Origin of the sequence: Moritella viscosa (genome assembly GCF_900120065.1) — a bacterium.
GTDB classification, from domain to species: Bacteria; Pseudomonadota; Gammaproteobacteria; order Enterobacterales; family Moritellaceae; genus Moritella; species Moritella viscosa.
This window is the reverse complement of the sequence record NZ_FPLG01000090.1, coordinates 31,074-46,881: the sequence shown is the minus strand read 5'-3', so window position 1 is coordinate 46,881 and position 15,808 is coordinate 31,074. Positions and strand designations below refer to the sequence as shown.

13 protein-coding genes are annotated in these 15,808 nt (G+C 39.9%); 3 read left to right on the top strand and 10 right to left on the bottom strand.

Annotated elements, in window-relative coordinates; translation table 11 throughout:
- Positions 1-124: 124 nt before the first annotated feature.
- Positions 125-1,246 (bottom strand): phosphoserine transaminase, encoded by a 1,122-nt coding sequence (locus tag BT797_RS13185; RefSeq protein WP_045112242.1) that lies wholly within the window; start codon positions 1,244-1,246, stop codon positions 125-127.
- A gap of 182 nt (positions 1,247-1,428) precedes the next feature.
- Between BT797_RS13185 and BT797_RS13180 the strand changes: the two genes are divergently transcribed.
- Both BT797_RS13180 and BT797_RS13175 read left to right on the top strand, forming a co-directional pair.
- Positions 1,429-1,824 (top strand): PhnA protein, encoded by a 396-nt coding sequence (locus BT797_RS13180; protein ID WP_045112241.1) that lies wholly within the window; start codon positions 1,429-1,431, stop codon positions 1,822-1,824.
- Between the two features lie 100 nt (positions 1,825-1,924).
- Positions 1,925-3,115 carry a BaiN/RdsA family NAD(P)/FAD-dependent oxidoreductase gene (locus tag BT797_RS13175; RefSeq protein WP_075472327.1) on the top strand — a complete coding sequence of 397 codons (1,191 nt, stop codon included), beginning with the start codon at positions 1,925-1,927 and terminating at the stop codon, positions 3,113-3,115.
- 169 nt (positions 3,116-3,284) lie between these two features.
- Here the strand turns inward: BT797_RS13175 and BT797_RS13170 are convergent, their stop codons facing one another.
- The 9 genes from BT797_RS13170 to priA all read right to left on the bottom strand — a co-directional run bounded on the left by BT797_RS13170 (position 3,285) and on the right by priA (position 15,249).
- Positions 3,285-4,328 (bottom strand): zinc-binding dehydrogenase, encoded by a 1,044-nt coding sequence (locus tag BT797_RS13170; RefSeq protein WP_052678405.1) that lies wholly within the window; start codon positions 4,326-4,328, stop codon positions 3,285-3,287.
- Positions 4,329-4,474: 146 nt separating this feature from the next.
- Positions 4,475-6,052 (bottom strand): hypothetical protein, encoded by a 1,578-nt coding sequence (locus BT797_RS13165; protein ID WP_075472325.1) that lies wholly within the window; start codon positions 6,050-6,052, stop codon positions 4,475-4,477.
- A gap of 110 nt (positions 6,053-6,162) precedes the next feature.
- Complete coding sequence (locus BT797_RS13160; protein WP_045112238.1) at positions 6,163-6,954, bottom strand: Cof-type HAD-IIB family hydrolase; 792 nt, start codon at positions 6,952-6,954, stop codon at positions 6,163-6,165.
- 73 nt (positions 6,955-7,027) lie between these two features.
- Positions 7,028-8,053: an alpha/beta fold hydrolase gene (locus tag BT797_RS13155; RefSeq protein ID WP_045112237.1), complete on the bottom strand. Its 1,026-nt coding sequence runs from the start codon at positions 8,051-8,053 to the stop codon at positions 7,028-7,030.
- A 558-nt stretch (positions 8,054-8,611) separates the two neighbouring features.
- Complete coding sequence (gene hslU / locus BT797_RS13150; protein WP_045112236.1) at positions 8,612-9,943, bottom strand: ATP-dependent protease ATPase subunit HslU; 1,332 nt, start codon at positions 9,941-9,943, stop codon at positions 8,612-8,614.
- Positions 9,944-9,970: 27 nt separating this feature from the next.
- Positions 9,971-10,495, bottom strand: a complete 525-nt coding sequence (gene hslV / locus BT797_RS13145) for an ATP-dependent protease subunit HslV (RefSeq protein WP_045112235.1) — start codon at positions 10,493-10,495, stop codon at positions 9,971-9,973.
- Positions 10,496-10,648: 153 nt separating this feature from the next.
- The gene (locus BT797_RS13140; RefSeq protein WP_045112234.1) at positions 10,649-11,191 is read right to left on the bottom strand and encodes an SPOR domain-containing protein; all 543 of its coding nucleotides are present in this window, start codon (positions 11,189-11,191) and stop codon (positions 10,649-10,651) included.
- A 3-nt stretch (positions 11,192-11,194) separates the two neighbouring features.
- A complete protein-coding gene (argS, locus tag BT797_RS13135; protein ID WP_045112233.1) occupies positions 11,195-12,949 on the bottom strand; it encodes an arginine--tRNA ligase in 1,755 nt (584 codons plus the stop codon).
- Between the two features lie 98 nt (positions 12,950-13,047).
- Positions 13,048-15,249: a primosomal protein N' gene (gene priA / locus BT797_RS13130; RefSeq protein ID WP_045112232.1), complete on the bottom strand. Its 2,202-nt coding sequence runs from the start codon at positions 15,247-15,249 to the stop codon at positions 13,048-13,050.
- Between the two features lie 231 nt (positions 15,250-15,480).
- On the opposite strand from priA, the gene rpmE reads away from it, so the two are divergent.
- Positions 15,481-15,693 (top strand): 50S ribosomal protein L31, encoded by a 213-nt coding sequence (gene rpmE / locus BT797_RS13125; protein WP_045112231.1) that lies wholly within the window; start codon positions 15,481-15,483, stop codon positions 15,691-15,693.
- Positions 15,694-15,808: the final 115 nt, after the last annotated feature.

Here is a 15,808-nt window from a genome sequence, read left to right as displayed (position 1 = left end):
ATTAGAGAGAGCCGATATCAATAATGATATCGGCTTTTTTGTGTCTGATATTTAAGTCAACGATCGATAAAAAACCAGCTTAGGCTGGTTTTGTGTATATTACGATGCGTAAATCGTAACGTTTTTATTCTTTATTTAGAACGCTTTCATAAGCCCAAACGAGCCAAGGTAATAGTAACTCGAGATCATGTGATTCTACCGTAGCTCCACACCAAATACGGAGCCCTGACGGCGCATCTTTATATGAGTTAATATCATAAGCAACTTGTTGCTGAGCTAATAGTTTACTGTATGCCTTTAGTTGAGCATCACTTAGCGTTAAACGTAAGCATACACTGGTATTCGATCTATACTCAGCTCGTTCTGCAAGAAAATCAATCCATTCATGTTGGTCAACAAAGTTGGCCAAAATTGCTAAATTGTTCTCAGAACGGCTAATTGCTACGTTAATACCACCTATTGCATCTACCCAGTTTAATGCATCTAAATAATCAGCTACGCATAGCATTGATGGGGTGTTAATGGTTGCGCCTGTAAAGATCCCTTCAATCAATTTACCATTTTTAGTTAAACGAAAAATCTTAGGTAATGGCCAAGGTGGTGTATAAGACTCTAAACGTTCAACCGCAGCAGGGCTCAGTACGATCATGCCATGAGCACCTTCCCCACCTAAGACCTTTTGCCAACTGAATGTGGTTACATCGAGTTTATCCCATGCCATTGGCATAGCGAATACAGCTGAGGTGGCGTCACAAATTGTTAAACCTGTGCGTTGGTCACTGATCCAGTCAGCATTCGGCACTTTAACGCCAGATGTCGTGCCATTCCAAGTAAAGACAATATCATGCTCTGGATTCGTTGTTGTTAAATCAGGGAGTTGACCATAATCAGCGGTTATTGCATTAACATTGCTAATTTGTAGCTCATTTTTAATATCGCTGAACCAGCCTTTACCAAACGATTCCCAGTAGCAAACATCAACCGGTTTGGTTCCTAGTAACGACCACAGCATCATCTCCATCGCGCCGGTATCAGAAGCCGGGACAATCGCGATGCGATAGTCATCAGGGATTTTTAAGAGTTCTTTGGTTTGTTTAATAGCTTGCTGTAGTGCAGTTTTACCAATATTAGAACGGTGTGAGCGGCCAAGTGTGGTTATGTCCAGCTTTGCTAACTCATAGCCAGGGCGTTTACTACAAGGCCCTGATGAAAAATTTGGGTTGATAGGTTTATTGATTGGGATCATTCGTTATTCCTTTACTAAAATGCTATCCGTGTAAGTTAATTATACCAACGCACTCAACATCAATGAAGTATTTATATATGAATGTCATCTTATCGGGGGTTTTATTGTAGCTAGTATTTGCTATTACCAACAAATAGACGTATTTTCAACACAGTTTATATATATAGGAATTTAAATAGCATATGGCTAAAGGGCTAGATAAACATCAACATAGAAAAGATGAATTAAATGCATTCGGTAAAAATTTAGCACGACGTGCACGTTCGCATTGCGAAACATGTGATGCATCGGGTGTGAAACTAAATATTTTCGAAGTCGCGCCTATACCGACAACGCCAGATTATGATGATTGCATTTTAATTTGTGATACTTGCAGTGAACAACTTAATAACCCGAAATGTATTGATGCTGATCATTGGCGTTGTCTAAACAAATCGATGTGGTCTGAAGTTGCTATCGTACAAGTAACCGCGATTCGTATGTTACGTTTGTTAGCTGAAAAGCACGAATGGGCGGCAGATCTTGATGAAATGGCTTACTTAGAGCCTGAAGTCGAAGAGCGTATTAACCAGCAATAATTAATCTCTCTATATACTGACTGAAGTCGTTTGGGTATCTGGATAATTAATGCTATTCTGCGGCTCCATTTTTGTATTCTAGTTAAATTAGAGGTCTTCGATGAGCCAAAGTTGTGATGTGATAGTAATTGGTGCAGGTGCTGCTGGATTGATGTGTGCGGCAAGTGCTGGTTACCGAGGTCGCTCTGTATTGGTTCTCGATAATGCTAAGAAAGCGGGCCGTAAAGTTTTAATTAGTGGCGGTGGTCGTTGTAATTTTACAAATAACGAGCTTTCTACCGATGCATTTATTTGCGCTAATCCGCATTTCGTCAAATCCGCATTAAGTCGTTATACCGCGTGGAACTTCATTGATATGGTCGAGCGCCATGGTGTTGCTTACCATGAGCGTGAACATGGGCAATTATTCTGTGACGATTCAGCAAAAGATATTGTTGATATGTTGCATACCGAATGCGATTGGGCAGGTGTTAAGATCCAATTGCGAACTGAAATACTATCCATTGAAAAAGCAGATGACGGTCGTTTTCATTTGCAAACCAGTCAAGGTGCTCTAAATTGCGAATCAGTGGTTGTAGCAACGGGTGGTCTGTCTATGCCAAAACTTGGCGCTACGCCTTATGGTTATAAAATTGCAGAGCAGTTTGGTTTAAAAGTAAATACGACCAAAGCGGGTCTGGTTCCATTTACTCTACAGCAGCACGATAAAGACAAGTATGCTGATTTGTCAGGTGTCAGCCTACCTGCGCGTATCACCACAGAATCGGGTATTAGCTTCAAAGAAGCTTTGTTGTTTACCCACCGTGGGCTGTCTGGACCATCAGTACTGCAAGTATCATCTTACTGGAATACAGGTGAAGCGATTAGCATTAACTTATTGCCAGATACTGAAATAACCGACACTTTAGCGAGAATGACTGAGTCGAGCCCTAATCAAGCATTAAAGACAGCATTAGCGCGCGTCATACCTAAACGTCTTGTTGAGATATTCTATGCTGATGGATTATTACCTGAATGTACGCTGAAGCAGTTACAGCATAAAGAGCTTAATGACATTTCAACACTCCTGCATAACTGGAAAATAAAACCGAACGGGACAGAGGGTTATCGTACTGCTGAAGTCACCTTAGGTGGTGTAGATACCAATGAGCTTTCATCGAAAACCATGGAAGCCAAAAAAGCCGCTGGTTTATACTTTATTGGCGAAGTCGTGGATGTAAGTGGTTGGTTAGGTGGTTATAACTTTCAGTGGGCTTGGTCTTCTGGCTGGAGTTGTGGTCAGTTTGTATGATTGCTTTAAATAATTAAACAGGACTATGTAGTATAAAAGCGAGAAGGTTTTTTAAATTCAATAGGCTGCAGTTGTTATACTATTCTTAGCTTTGCTGGTTTACAATTTGATAATGTGATGGTGTTAATCACATTATCAAATTTTGGTGTTTTTATTTAATTAGTTAAAGCTATGTGAACTTTAGGATGACTTTACCGTCACTTTTATTATTCGCGTAATGATCAAGTGCGCTCGAGAAGGTATCAAAGTTAAAAGTGCCATAGATATCTGTCTGAAAAACCCCTTCTGCGAATAGCTTCTGAACTTTTTTGCTTAGTGCATAAATATGCCATGGTTTTGATTTCGCGAAATAATTCGCCAGCCAAAATCCCTCTATTTTTATATCTTTAAAGATAACATCTGATACACCAAATTGACCACCAATTGGATCATGATTTTCGGTTAATCGTCCATAAACGATTGCTGTTGATCGTTTTGGCATTGCGTGAAGTATTTGCGGTGTATCCAGTGCAGCAACTGCGTCTAATAGCACGGTTGGCTTTATACGCTGACAAGCATCGGTTAACTGTTGCTTATAATCGTCGGCAGTGGTTAACAATACGCAATCTGCCCCTAACTTTTCTAATACATTGACATTTGAGACACTGCGAACTGTCGCTATGGTTTTTAGGTTATGCATTTTGGCATAACGAATAGCTCCTTTACCGACTTGGCTGGCTGCCGCATTAATTATTACTGCTTTAGCTCCGAGTTCGATGGCGCGATCAATCATACAAATAGATGTTAATGGATTAACGATAATAGTAGATGCTTGCTCATCGCTAATGTCTTTTCTTATCGGTAGGCAGTAGTTGGCACTCGTAATAGCATATTCAGCCCATACACCATCTAGGCCTGGTACTGCAGACAATGATACCCGCTTGCCTTCCAGCCATTTACCGTATAATCCAGCATTGGCTTTTACGACAACACCGCAACCTTCGAATCCAACAAATGCAGAATCAACGGGCGCGATGCCATACCGACCTAATAAGTATACTAGATCGGATGGATTGACTGGCGCAGCTAACATTTTTATTAATACCTGCCCTGATTTTAGTTTAGGCAGTGGCTTTTCTTTTAACTCGATCCGTTGAGATGATAATGCTTGGCGATCATCAATTAATTTTAATGCAAAACCTTTATTGGTAGTGGGGTAAGTAAAATCAGACACATTAAACCTATATAAGTAAAAGAATATAATAGGTTAATGTATATCATGTCATTTAGAAATTATAAGTTAACTTTCATGTCCTTACGAAAATTAACCATCTATTCTAATTATGTTGTGAATATAAGTTTGTTATATCGTATCGATGTTTATTTTATATAAATGCTATTATCCGCAGTTAGTGAGTTGGTCATTAGCAGTATTTGTGTAAATTGGTCTATTTTTGCCGGTTTACCATTAGTGACTTTGGCTGGATAGCTGATCCCATCAAAGTCTAGTTGCTGCCAGTTTTGATTCTTTTTAATTAACAAACTTTGCCATTGATGCTGTTGAGTCTTACTTATCTGGATTGGTGCCTGGACTTGTGCGATACGACTGACAAACTTATAACGGTTTAATTTATTCTCGAATACTAATAAAACACAACCATCCTTTTTACACCAGTCGATCATGACTAATAAGTCTTTGTTACCGTTACCATTTAAGTCATATTCACTAAACCAGTATTTTGATTTATCTGTTTTGGTCTTATGCATCGCAAAATAGCGTTTGACGGCCTTGTTGATTGCGGAAGTACTTACGGTTGGAGAGGGAATAGTTTTAGATTGGAAGTGTCGGACTCTCGGTATAAGTCCTATTGTAGTAAATGATTCAATCTTATCGTCCATTCTGTCCAGTGTCAGTATTGCCCCATTAAAGCTATATTTTGTGTTATCCCGCCATTGTTGGCTTGCTTGTAACCTGACTCCATCACGTCTGAAGTGGTAGACAACATTGGCTTTTTTACCTTGATGTTGAGTGAGTAATAGTTTTAGACCTGATGAACCATAAAAATGCCAATAACCACGACTATGTTGGGTTGTGCCATTGCGATAGTGATATTTTACGTTAGCTTGATGATACTCTGCAAGTTCGAGTTCAATCGTGACATTACTGTTTTTGTAATGGTAATTACCAATCCATGCTTGTGTATTTTCTTGATGATTAGGATATTTACCACAGCCTTTTATTTGTTTTTTATTTATAAGTAATTTGGTTTCGTACTGCCAGTAATTATTATTGTTATCGATACAACCGTTACCTGTGAAGGATATATTTAGCTGCTTTCCATCACTATCTTGTGTTTCGACAAATGCCTTTAAGCCTTTTGTGATAACACTTTTATTAATTGACCATTTACTGTTTAAATCTTTAATGACGAATCTGAATATATTGTCTTGACCGTAACCAACCCAGTTCTGTTCTGTACCGATGACTTCAAAATTGGGTGCTGAGGTTGTCATACGACAAGTATTATTATTTTGATTGGATAAATAATGCAGTTGTTCAATAGTGATTTCTGCACGTTGATGATGAGATTGTAGTGATTGGTTTATTTGCCCTTCAAATTCGATATAGGCATTACTTTGATTTAAGCGCTTAATTTGGGCTAATAAATGATTGTTGGGTTGAAGGTTAAATATTGCGTCATTGTGGCATAAGCGTATTGTGCGTTGGTTAGCTGTGATTGTCACTACGCCACTGAAATTAGCGTATTTTTCTGGGATGATTGGGGTATTTTGTACCTTGTGAAGCTCTGATATTGACGACAGTGAGCTGAGTGTTCGCTTTGGCGTATACTGTTTGCTGGCGTTTAGCGAATAAGGACTGTTCATTATAATTAGGTGGTGCTGTTGTGCACAGCCTGTGATTATAAATAGGCAGAGGTAGGTCATAACTCGAAGCATAATTCATCCTTGATATCGAGAGATTATTAAATTGTTAGCTACTAGTTAGTTACCGAGAATTCCTTTCTTGGTAACTAATCCTAATTTATTATGCAGTTAGCTATTATTAACTACAATATGTTTTTTTCAATATAGTGGGCTACACCGTCTTCTGCTGAATGACCTATCAGTTCAAAATTGGGTAGGGCTGCTTTCAGCATGGTTGAAGCATTTCCCATTATTAAGCCTTTATCAACGGCTTGTAGCATCTCTAAATCATTCATACCATCGCCAAAAGCAATTGTTTCTGCCATTGTGAAGCCTTTTATTTTAAGTACTTCAGTAAGGGCTTCAGCTTTATTGACTTTGATGTCCATTACTTCTAGGCATTCGGGTAGCGAGAATGAAACATTGAGTTTTGTACTGTATTGTTCGTTTATCTGTGCTGCTAGCGTCACTAGATCTTCATGGGGACCGCAGAAAAAGAATTTTGCGATACCAGTCTTTTCTAATTTGGATAGGTCAACGACCTGGTAGCTAAAAGTAGAATCCTGACTAAAGTTGAGGATTTCTGGATTAGGTTTATTTACAAACCATTCATCATCGCGGTAAATATTGGCTTGGATCGTATCCGGTAAATCAATTTCAGCAATTATTTGTGCTATATCAGTCGGCACATTTTTACTGTAAATCAGTTCACCTTTGTCGTTGTGAACTCTCGCACCATTGGAGGTAATGAGATAAATTTCAGCATCGATAGTTTTTCTAATAGCTTCAACGTCGACATTGTGACGGCCAGTGGCAATGATAAATTTTTTACCTTGCTTAAGTAGCTTGTGAATCGTGATTTTGGTTTGTTCTGAGACTATGTGTGCAGGCGTCAGCAACGTACCATCTAAATCAGAAACGATAACTTTATACATCTTAACCTCAATATTTACTTTATTTTATATATCTAAAATAGTTCTATCATGATTACTGTCCGTAGTAATGAGCTTAATGTTTGGCAAAATAATTTAATGCTACTGTTAGCGCAGGGATCCTAAAAATATCCGTTTCTAAGAATAATTCGTGTGCAGCGCCAGGAATTAAAACTGGCTCTGCTGGTTGGTGTCGATTATTTTCATGGCTTAATGCCCGACAGAACTGCTGCTGTGCTTCAGCAAGTACCACTTCATCACCACCTGCTTGTAAGATCAATGTAGGCGTTTTAATGTTTCCTGCATACTGAATTGCACGACGACAGGCTTTAATGCTTTGTTGTAGCCAATTAATTGTAGGACCACCTAATTGGGTTTGCGGGTAAAAACCGTAGCTACGGCGGAAAATATCAAATCGTAACGGGCTTTGTGTTAGCTGATTATTTTCAAATGGTGAGTGTGTAAAGTCCCCTTTACCTGGCGCATAAAAAGATTCTGTATGAATAATTTTATTTACAATATGCATAGCACGGCTATAAACGTTGGCAATAGGACGAGGAATCTGACCAAAGTTAATGCCAAACATAGGTGATGCTAGCACTGCTGCATCAAAGTCGTGATGGTAACTTTGTAAATATAAACTCGCAATTGCGCCGCCCATAGAGTGACAAAGTAAATATCGTTTATTATGTTTACTTGGGCTTATTACTTTGTCAATGAATAGCCTTAAGTCAGTCACGTAATCACGGAAATTTTCAACATGGCCTTTGTGGGGATTTTTAAGTAGGCGATCTGACATGCCTTGTCCGCGGTGATCTAAGCAATATACTGAGTAGCCTTGTTGGCACAGATCAAAGATTAATTCCCGAAACTTTTGATAAGACTCTGAACGACCACCTAAGAGTACAATTGCTGGGCCTGTTTTATTCATGATTGCCGATACATAACGTAAAGTAATGTTATCAACGCCTTGTAGTGAATGCTCTACGATCGTAGCATCCCAAAATTGCGATATTTCATCATGATACTTATCTGCAAGTTGTGATTCAGTGGTTAAATTATATGGATTATCAAATTCGACACATGGATATTTAGTGGACATAGGTTGCAGAAGCTTCTTAGTAATTTTATTTGTGAGAGTCTTTCTTTAGCCTATCATAATTTGATGGGTAAAATTGCGACATAACTGCTCGTAAATATATTTATTATTAAAACTGTATATGGATAATCAGTTATTTTGTGGTGAGTGTCTGATATTTTGATTGGGAATTATTTCATTCGATATTTGAATGAGGCAATAAGAGATGAGCAGGGAAGAAGGGAGGTTGTGTTTTATCTATAATGGGTTAAATTGCATGAATTGTACTGTGGAGCTGTTGGTATTTTAGAAAAGCTGAACTAATCTTATTTGGACTGAGAATACTGATCATATTTTGATAATGAGAGGGCTGCCAATGAAGCGATCTAAACTGAAAAAGAAACTAAACTCACTACGACGGATTCGTTGTCATTGGTGTCAGAATTCAGAAAAGATTAAGCCGATAGAGGCTAACCAGAGTGCATTGTTGCATCGTCGCTAAACACAGTATTGAATGAGAAAAAGGCGCTATGATAAGCGCCTTTTTCTTTAGTTTAATTACAGTGCACCATTATGAATAAATTAAAGAATATAACGACTTAGATCTTCATCTTCGACTAGTTCGTTTAGGTATTTACCTACATAATCACCATCAACTACAAGCTTTTCGCCATTTTTATCTGATGCATCGAATGAAATTTCTTCCATTAAGCGTTCCATCACTGTGTGTAAACGACGAGCACCGATATTTTCGGTTTTTTCGTTGACGTTCCACGCTGCATTGGCGATACCATCAATACCTTCTTGAGTGAAGTTAACATCCACACCTTCAGTTTTTAGCATCGCAATGTATTGTTCTGTTAATGATGCGTTTGGCTCGGTTAGGATTCGCACAAAATCTTCTGCTTTAAGTGCATCCAATTCAACTCGAATAGGTAGACGACCTTGTAATTCAGGGATCAGGTCTGACGGTTTTGCTACTTGGAAAGCACCTGATGCAATAAATAAGATGTGATCTGTTTTCACCATACCGTGTTTGGTTGTTACTGTTGAACCTTCGATAAGCGGTAATAAATCACGTTGTACACCTTCGCGTGATACACCCCCATCATTTGAATCGCTGCGTTTACAGATCTTATCGATTTCATCAAGGAATACGATACCGTTATTCTCTACGGCATAAATTGCTTTTTCTTTTAATTCTTCAGGGTTAACCAGTTTTGCTGCTTCGTCTTCAACAAGTTGTTTGAAAGCTTCTTTTACTTTCATCTTACGTGTTTTAGTCGTTGAACCGCCTGATAAATTTTGGAACATACCTTGTAATTGATTGGTCATTTCTTCCATACCTGGAGGCGCCATTATCTCAACGCCCATTTGTGGTGCGGCGATTTCAATATCAATTTCTTTGTCGTCTAATTTACCTTCGCGTAATTTTTTGCGGAAGATCTGACGGGTATTATCATTACTGGCTTTTTCTTCTTCGCCCCAGTTGTTACGTGGGTTTGGTAGTAAGGCATCTAATACGCGATCTTCGGCATTTTCTTCTGCGCGAACATGGTATTTTTTCATTTCTTGTTCGCGTGTCAGTTTAACTGCAACATCGGTTAGGTCTTTGATGATTTGCTCAACTTCTTTACCGACATAACCAATTTCAGTAAATTTAGTAGCTTCCACTTTGATAAAAGGGGCGTTGGCTAGTTTGGCTAAACGACGTGCGATCTCTGTTTTACCGACACCCGTTGGACCGATCATCAAAATGTTTTTTGGTGATACTTCTTGGCGAAGTTCTTGATCTAACTGCATGCGGCGCCAGCGGTTACGTAGGGCAATTGCTACGGCTCGCTTGGCATTTTGTTGACCGATAATATGACGATCTAATTCAGAAACGATTTCTCTTGGTGTCATTGACGACATAATAAATTTCCTTTAATTCGGTAAAATTTAGTAATCGATAGTTTCAACTGTATGGAAACCGTTTGTGAATACACAGATATTACCTGCAATAGTCAGGGATTTCTTAGCGATCTGTTCAGCGTCTAACTCGGTGTTCTCTAATAATGCCATTGCTGATGCTTGGGCAAAATTACCACCAGATCCGATAGCAATAATATCATTCTCTGGTTGCACTACGTCGCCATTACCTGTGATGATGAAAGAACTTTTTTTATCTGCTACAGCCAGTAAGGCTTCTAAGTTACGTAACATTTTGTCGGTGCGCCAATCTTTAGCAAGCTCTACAGCGGCACGCTCTAGGTTACCTTGGTGAGCTTGTAATTTAGCTTCAAAACGTTCGATTAGGGTAAATGCGTCAGCAGTACCACCGGCGAAACCTGCGATAACTTGGCCGTTGTATAAACGACGTACTTTTTTTGCGTTGCCTTTCATTACCGTGTTGCCAAGAGAAACTTGCCCGTCTCCGGCCATTACGACTTTGCCTTCACGGCGTACAGATACAATAGTAGTCACGATAAACTCCACTCTAAATTAAGCGCAGCTGGTTGCAGCTAGCTACGCTTTATTATGTTAGGTAAAAAATGCTAGGTAAAAAAATCGCCTCATATGATATGAAGCGATTTCATTACAATATACAAACTAAGGTGGGTATATCTATTTAGTTTTTCAAGGCTTCCACTGCCAAATTTCACAAGTTGTGACACCTGCGCGTTTAATTTGGTGGCGCTCTTTTTCTGCTGTACGTTTACGTTCGTAAGGACCTAAAACCACGCGATACCAATTACCTGTGTGGCGAACGTTGGCTGTGTAGCCTTGGAAGGCTATTGTTGCTTTCATCGCTTCAGCTTGTGATTGTTGACGGAACGAACCACATTGCATTTGATAACGAATACCGGTGTCTTGCTGTGGCGGTACTTCGACAATGACTTCTTTTTCTTGTAAGTCTTGTGGGTATTGCCACACTTCCTTTGGCTTTTCGGGTAATGGTTTTACCTTTAGCTTTTTCGGTTGTGTTTGTTTTACCGGTTTTGAAACCGATTTTTCTGCGGTGCCACTGATTTGAGCTAAAAAATAGCCCAAGCCAATCGCAAGCAATAAGAACAGCAAGATAGCCAACACTGGGCGTTTCTTTTTAGCAGGTGGTGCTTTTTTAGCACTACGCTTCTTTCTCGGCTTTGGGGCATGCCCGGCGTAATCCTTACGAGCCATAATTTACATGCGTTCCAAAGTTTCAATACCCAGAAGATCCAGGCCTTGTTTAAGTGTTTTAGCCGTTAACTGCGCCAGTTTTAAGCGGCTTAGTTTAACATCTTCGTCTTCAGTACTTAAGATCGGGCAAGCTTCATAGAAACTTGAGAATACACCCGCTAATTCAAACAGGTAAGTACATAACGTGTTTGGTGTCGCACGTTTTGCTACTTGATGAACAATTTCGTTAAACTGAATAAGTTTACCGGCTAGCTCTTGCTCTTTATCTTCGTTCAGTTGTACCTTCGCTGTAGCTAATTTTTCGACTGTTTCGGCATCGACTTTATTGAAGATACTACCAACACGCGTACAAGCGTAAAGTAGGTAAGGGGCCGTATTACCTTCAAAACTTAACATTGAGTCAAAGTTGAAAATGTAGTCACTGCTACGGTTCTTAGATAAATCTGCGTATTTAACCGATGAAATACCAACAACACGTGCGATGTGTTTAAGTTCATCTTCTGCAAGGTTTGGGTTTTTCGATTTTACGAGTATATAAGCGCGCTCTTCTGCTTCTGTTAACAGATCAACTAGCTTAACAGTACCACCTGAACGGGTTTTGAATGGGCGACCATCTGCACCGTTCATGGTACCAAAACCAAGGTGTTCTAACGATGTTTCTGGTTTAACGAAACCGGCTTTTTGTACTACAAAGAATACTTGCTGGAAATGTAGGGCTTGACGTTGGTCAACAAAATACATAATACGGTTAGCATTCAGTTTCTGTTGACGGAAGCGCATTGCTGCAAGATCTGTTGTCGCATATAGGAAACCACCGCCATTTTTCTGAATGATTACAGGTAGTGGATCACCGTCTTTATTTTTGAATTCATCCAAGAATACGCATTTAGCGCCGTTTGACTCTGTGAGTAGATCTTGTGCTTCAAGTTCGTTAACAACGTTATGTAGGTCGCTGTTGTAGAAGCTTTCGCCACGCACGTCTTCACGGGTTAATTTCACGTTTAGACGTTTGTAGATGTCATGACAATGTGCAAGTGATACATCATTGAATTCTTGCCATAACTTATTGCATTCTTCATCGCCTGATTGCAGCATTACTACCATTTCGCGAGCGCGTGTTGCAAAATCTTCTGACTCGTCGAAACGGCCTTTTGCTGCGCGGTAGAAGACTTCTAGATCTGAAAGTTGCATACTGATTTCTGCATCTTCAGCTCGTTTTTCTTCCATGTATGCTAGGAGCATACCGAATTGAGTACCCCAATCGCCTACGTGGTTTTGACGGATAACGTTATGACCAAGTAGTTCTAATGTACGTGCTACAGAATCACCGATGATTGATGAGCGTAAGTGACCTACGTGCATTTCTTTGGCTAAATTTGGTGATGATAAATCAACAACGACGTTATCTGGTGTTGTTGTTTTTTGCACTGAAAGGTTATCGTCTTCAAGCGCGATATCAATCTGTTGCGCTAACCAGTTTTGGTTTAAGAAAATGTTGATGAAACCTGGTCCTGCGATTTCAGTACGGTTTACTAAGTCTGATTCTGGCAGATTATCAATGATTAATTGTGCTAATTCACGCGGATTCTTCTTCGCAGGTTTTGCCATCATCATTGCTAAATTTGTTGCTAAATCACCATGAGCTTTGTCGCGGGTACGATCTACTGCAATGCGAGGTTGTGCATCTGCAGGAATGATTTGTTGTTCTTTTAAGATCGTAACTGTCTGCTCTAGCAGCTGTATAATATGCTCTTTCATGGATTCTCTTAACTAGCAATGATGAGTGAAATAGACCGATCATTTTAGCGTGATTAGGGGCATTTGACTAGCTAATCAATGGATAAATGCCGATATCATTACAACATTTCAGTTGGATCTACGTCTAATGACCAACGGGCTTTACGTGCAGACTTTAATGCTTCTATTTTGGGCATTATTTGGCGTAATAGATGAGTGATGTGCTGACGCTGTGGACTTTGCAGCAATAATTGTAAACGGTACTTACCCGCACGTTTCTCCATTGGGGCAGGCATCGGACCTAAACAAAGCAGTTGTGAGTTGTGGTTATACTCTTGAACAAGCTGTTTTATTTCGACTAAAAAGGCGTTGGCATCACTAAACTGATGAGCTTCGGCACGGAATAAAGCTTGAAAGCTATAAGGCGGTAAATTGGCCATAGAACGGGCGTGTAATGCTGTTTGGGCAAAATGACTGTACCCGTTATTGATTAGGTCTTGAATAAGTTCGTGTTCAGGATGATGGGTCTGAATCGCCACTTCCCCTTGTTTGGCTGCACGCCCGGCACGACCTGATACTTGCACAAGCAGTTGCGCGAGTTTTTCAGGGGCACGAAAATCACTGCTAAACAGGGCGCTATCTACATCAATGAGTCCTACCAAGGTGACATCTGGAAAATGATGACCTTTGGCGAGCATTTGGGTCCCGATCAAAATCCGGAACTCTCGCTTGCGCACGGCTTCTAATGATTTTTCTAAACTGCCTTTGCGGCTGGTACTATCCCGATCAATACGAATAATCGGGTATTGTGGAAAGTGATTATTGAGCATAGTTTCTAACTGTTCAGTACCAAAACCAGCTGTGATTATCTCATTGGAATCACAACTTGGGCAACGACGTGGTTTTGGAAATTGTTCATCGCAATGATGACAGTGCAATATATTACGTGATTGATGGTAGGTGTAATAGGTATTACAGCGCTGACATTCAGCCATTGAACCACAGGTATGGCACATGACTGCTGGCGCATAACCACGGCGGTTCAGAAATAGCAGGACTTGATTACCTGCGGCTAAATGGGTTGCCATTAATGCGATGAACTCAGCAGAGAGGCCAGAGTCTAAGGACTGGTTTTTGATGTCGATGAGGTGATGGTTCGGCATCTGAGCATTACCAGCGCGTTGGGTTAGCTGCAAGTGACTATATTTACCTGTCATGGCATTGTGTAGGGTTTCTAAAGCAGGGGTTGCTGAACCTAATACCACGGCAATGTTATTACGCTGGGCTCTGACGATGGCCAAGTCTCGCGCATGATAACGAAATGTTTCTTGCTGTTTCAACGACCCATCATGTTCTTCATCAATAATGATCACCCCTAAATCATGCATGGGGGTAAATATTGCAGATCGTGTACCAATGACAATACCTGCAACACCTGCTTGTGCTTCAAGCCAAGCCTCACGACGTTCAGCGTCATTTAAACCTGAGTGTAACGCGACAATAGGTACGTTGAAACGACGTTTGAAGCGTGAAATAGTCTGTGGTGTGAGACCTATTTCAGGGACTAATACCAGCGCTTGTTTACCAGTCTTTAATACTTTCTCTATGACATTCAGATAGACTTCGGTTTTACCACTACCAGTAACACCATCAAGCAGGTAAGTGGCAAAGTGATTAATATCAATCGCCGCAATGGTGATCGCTTGCTCGGTATTGAGGGAGGGGCGATTATCACTAATAACGAGATTCTGGCGCCAGTGTTGAGCATCGTTATCTTGGACCTCTATGTATTCTTGGCTAATTAGCCCTTTGTCTTGCAATGCTTTGATGGTCGTTGATTTTATATTGGCTAACTTTAAGTGTGATTGGGTTAGTCCTGTTTCAGCCAGTAACTTGATGGTTTGTAATTGAGCCGGTGTTAAACGATTTAATTCTTGAGCTGTTAATTCATGCGCGTTATCGGTTAATTGCCAGAATGTATAGCTGTTTAATTTTGCAGACTCTAATTTACGTAATAATACCGGTAAGGCTTGTGCGATCACTTCACCAATCGGGTAGTGGTAATAATCAGCGCACCAACTAAAAAATGCCAGCATGTCAGTTGATAAAATAGCGTTGTCATCGAGTACATTAATGATTGGCTTTAGTTTTTCGAGCGGAAATTCACTGCCGTTTTTGGTTTCCAGTGTTATACCTACTAATTGCTTATTCATAAAGGGAACACAGACACGCATACCTGGCTGAATATGTTCATTATCAGAATAGGTATAATCAAAAGTTCTGCTTAAATGTATGGGAACGGCAACGGCGACAACTGGCATTTACTCAACTCTCTTTTACGGGCTAAATCTGTATTTCGGCAAACAGTTTACGGCTGTTAACTAGGTAATGTCTTGATATTTTCTGTTTAATCTTCTAATTGTGGTTTATTTATGCATCAGCTATTGATATTTAGGGGCAAGATCCTATATTATTCGCAGCCTAAAAATTCTATAACTTTATGTGGTGTCTGGCAGTGTTTCAGATGGCGACATAACTAAATTGAGGTTTCTATGAAACAAGGTATCCACCCAGAATATGCTTCTATGGAAGCAAAATGTTCATGCGGTAACATTTTCGCTGTTGGTTCAACTCGCGGTAAAAACATCACGCTAGACGTATGTTCAAACTGTCACCCATTCTACACTGGTAAGCAACGTAATGTTGATACTGGCGGTCGTGTTGATAAGTTCAACAAGCGTTTTGGCGCTCTTGCTGCAAAATAAGAATTGTATTTATACAATTTGTTGTAGTGAATCAAAAAGGTACCTTAGGGTGCCTTTTTTTATACCTGAAAAACAGTTTGAAACATTTATCAAACTTAGATTTAACTTAAGTGCT

Excerpts from the sequence above, each read along its gene's own strand:
- BT797_RS13185 (WP_045112242.1), bottom strand. The coding sequence starts at position 1,246 with ATGATCCCAATCAATAAACCTATCAACCCAAATTTTTCATCAGGGCCT.
- BT797_RS13180 (WP_045112241.1), top strand. The coding sequence starts at position 1,429 with ATGGCTAAAGGGCTAGATAAACATCAACATAGAAAAGATGAATTAAAT.
- BT797_RS13175 (WP_075472327.1), top strand. The coding sequence starts at position 1,925 with ATGAGCCAAAGTTGTGATGTGATAGTAATTGGTGCAGGTGCTGCTGGA.
- BT797_RS13165 (WP_075472325.1), bottom strand. The coding sequence starts at position 6,052 with ATGCTTCGAGTTATGACCTACCTCTGCCTATTTATAATCACAGGCTGT.
- BT797_RS13160 (WP_045112238.1), bottom strand. The coding sequence starts at position 6,954 with ATGTATAAAGTTATCGTTTCTGATTTAGATGGTACGTTGCTGACGCCT.
- BT797_RS13155 (WP_045112237.1), bottom strand. The coding sequence starts at position 8,053 with ATGTCCACTAAATATCCATGTGTCGAATTTGATAATCCATATAATTTA.
- hslU (WP_045112236.1), bottom strand. The coding sequence starts at position 9,943 with ATGTCGTCAATGACACCAAGAGAAATCGTTTCTGAATTAGATCGTCAT.
- BT797_RS13140 (WP_045112234.1), bottom strand. The coding sequence starts at position 11,191 with ATGGCTCGTAAGGATTACGCCGGGCATGCCCCAAAGCCGAGAAAGAAG.
- argS (WP_045112233.1), bottom strand. The coding sequence starts at position 12,949 with ATGAAAGAGCATATTATACAGCTGCTAGAGCAGACAGTTACGATCTTA.
- priA (WP_045112232.1), bottom strand. The coding sequence starts at position 15,249 with ATGCCAGTTGTCGCCGTTGCCGTTCCCATACATTTAAGCAGAACTTTT.
- rpmE (WP_045112231.1), top strand. The coding sequence starts at position 15,481 with ATGAAACAAGGTATCCACCCAGAATATGCTTCTATGGAAGCAAAATGT.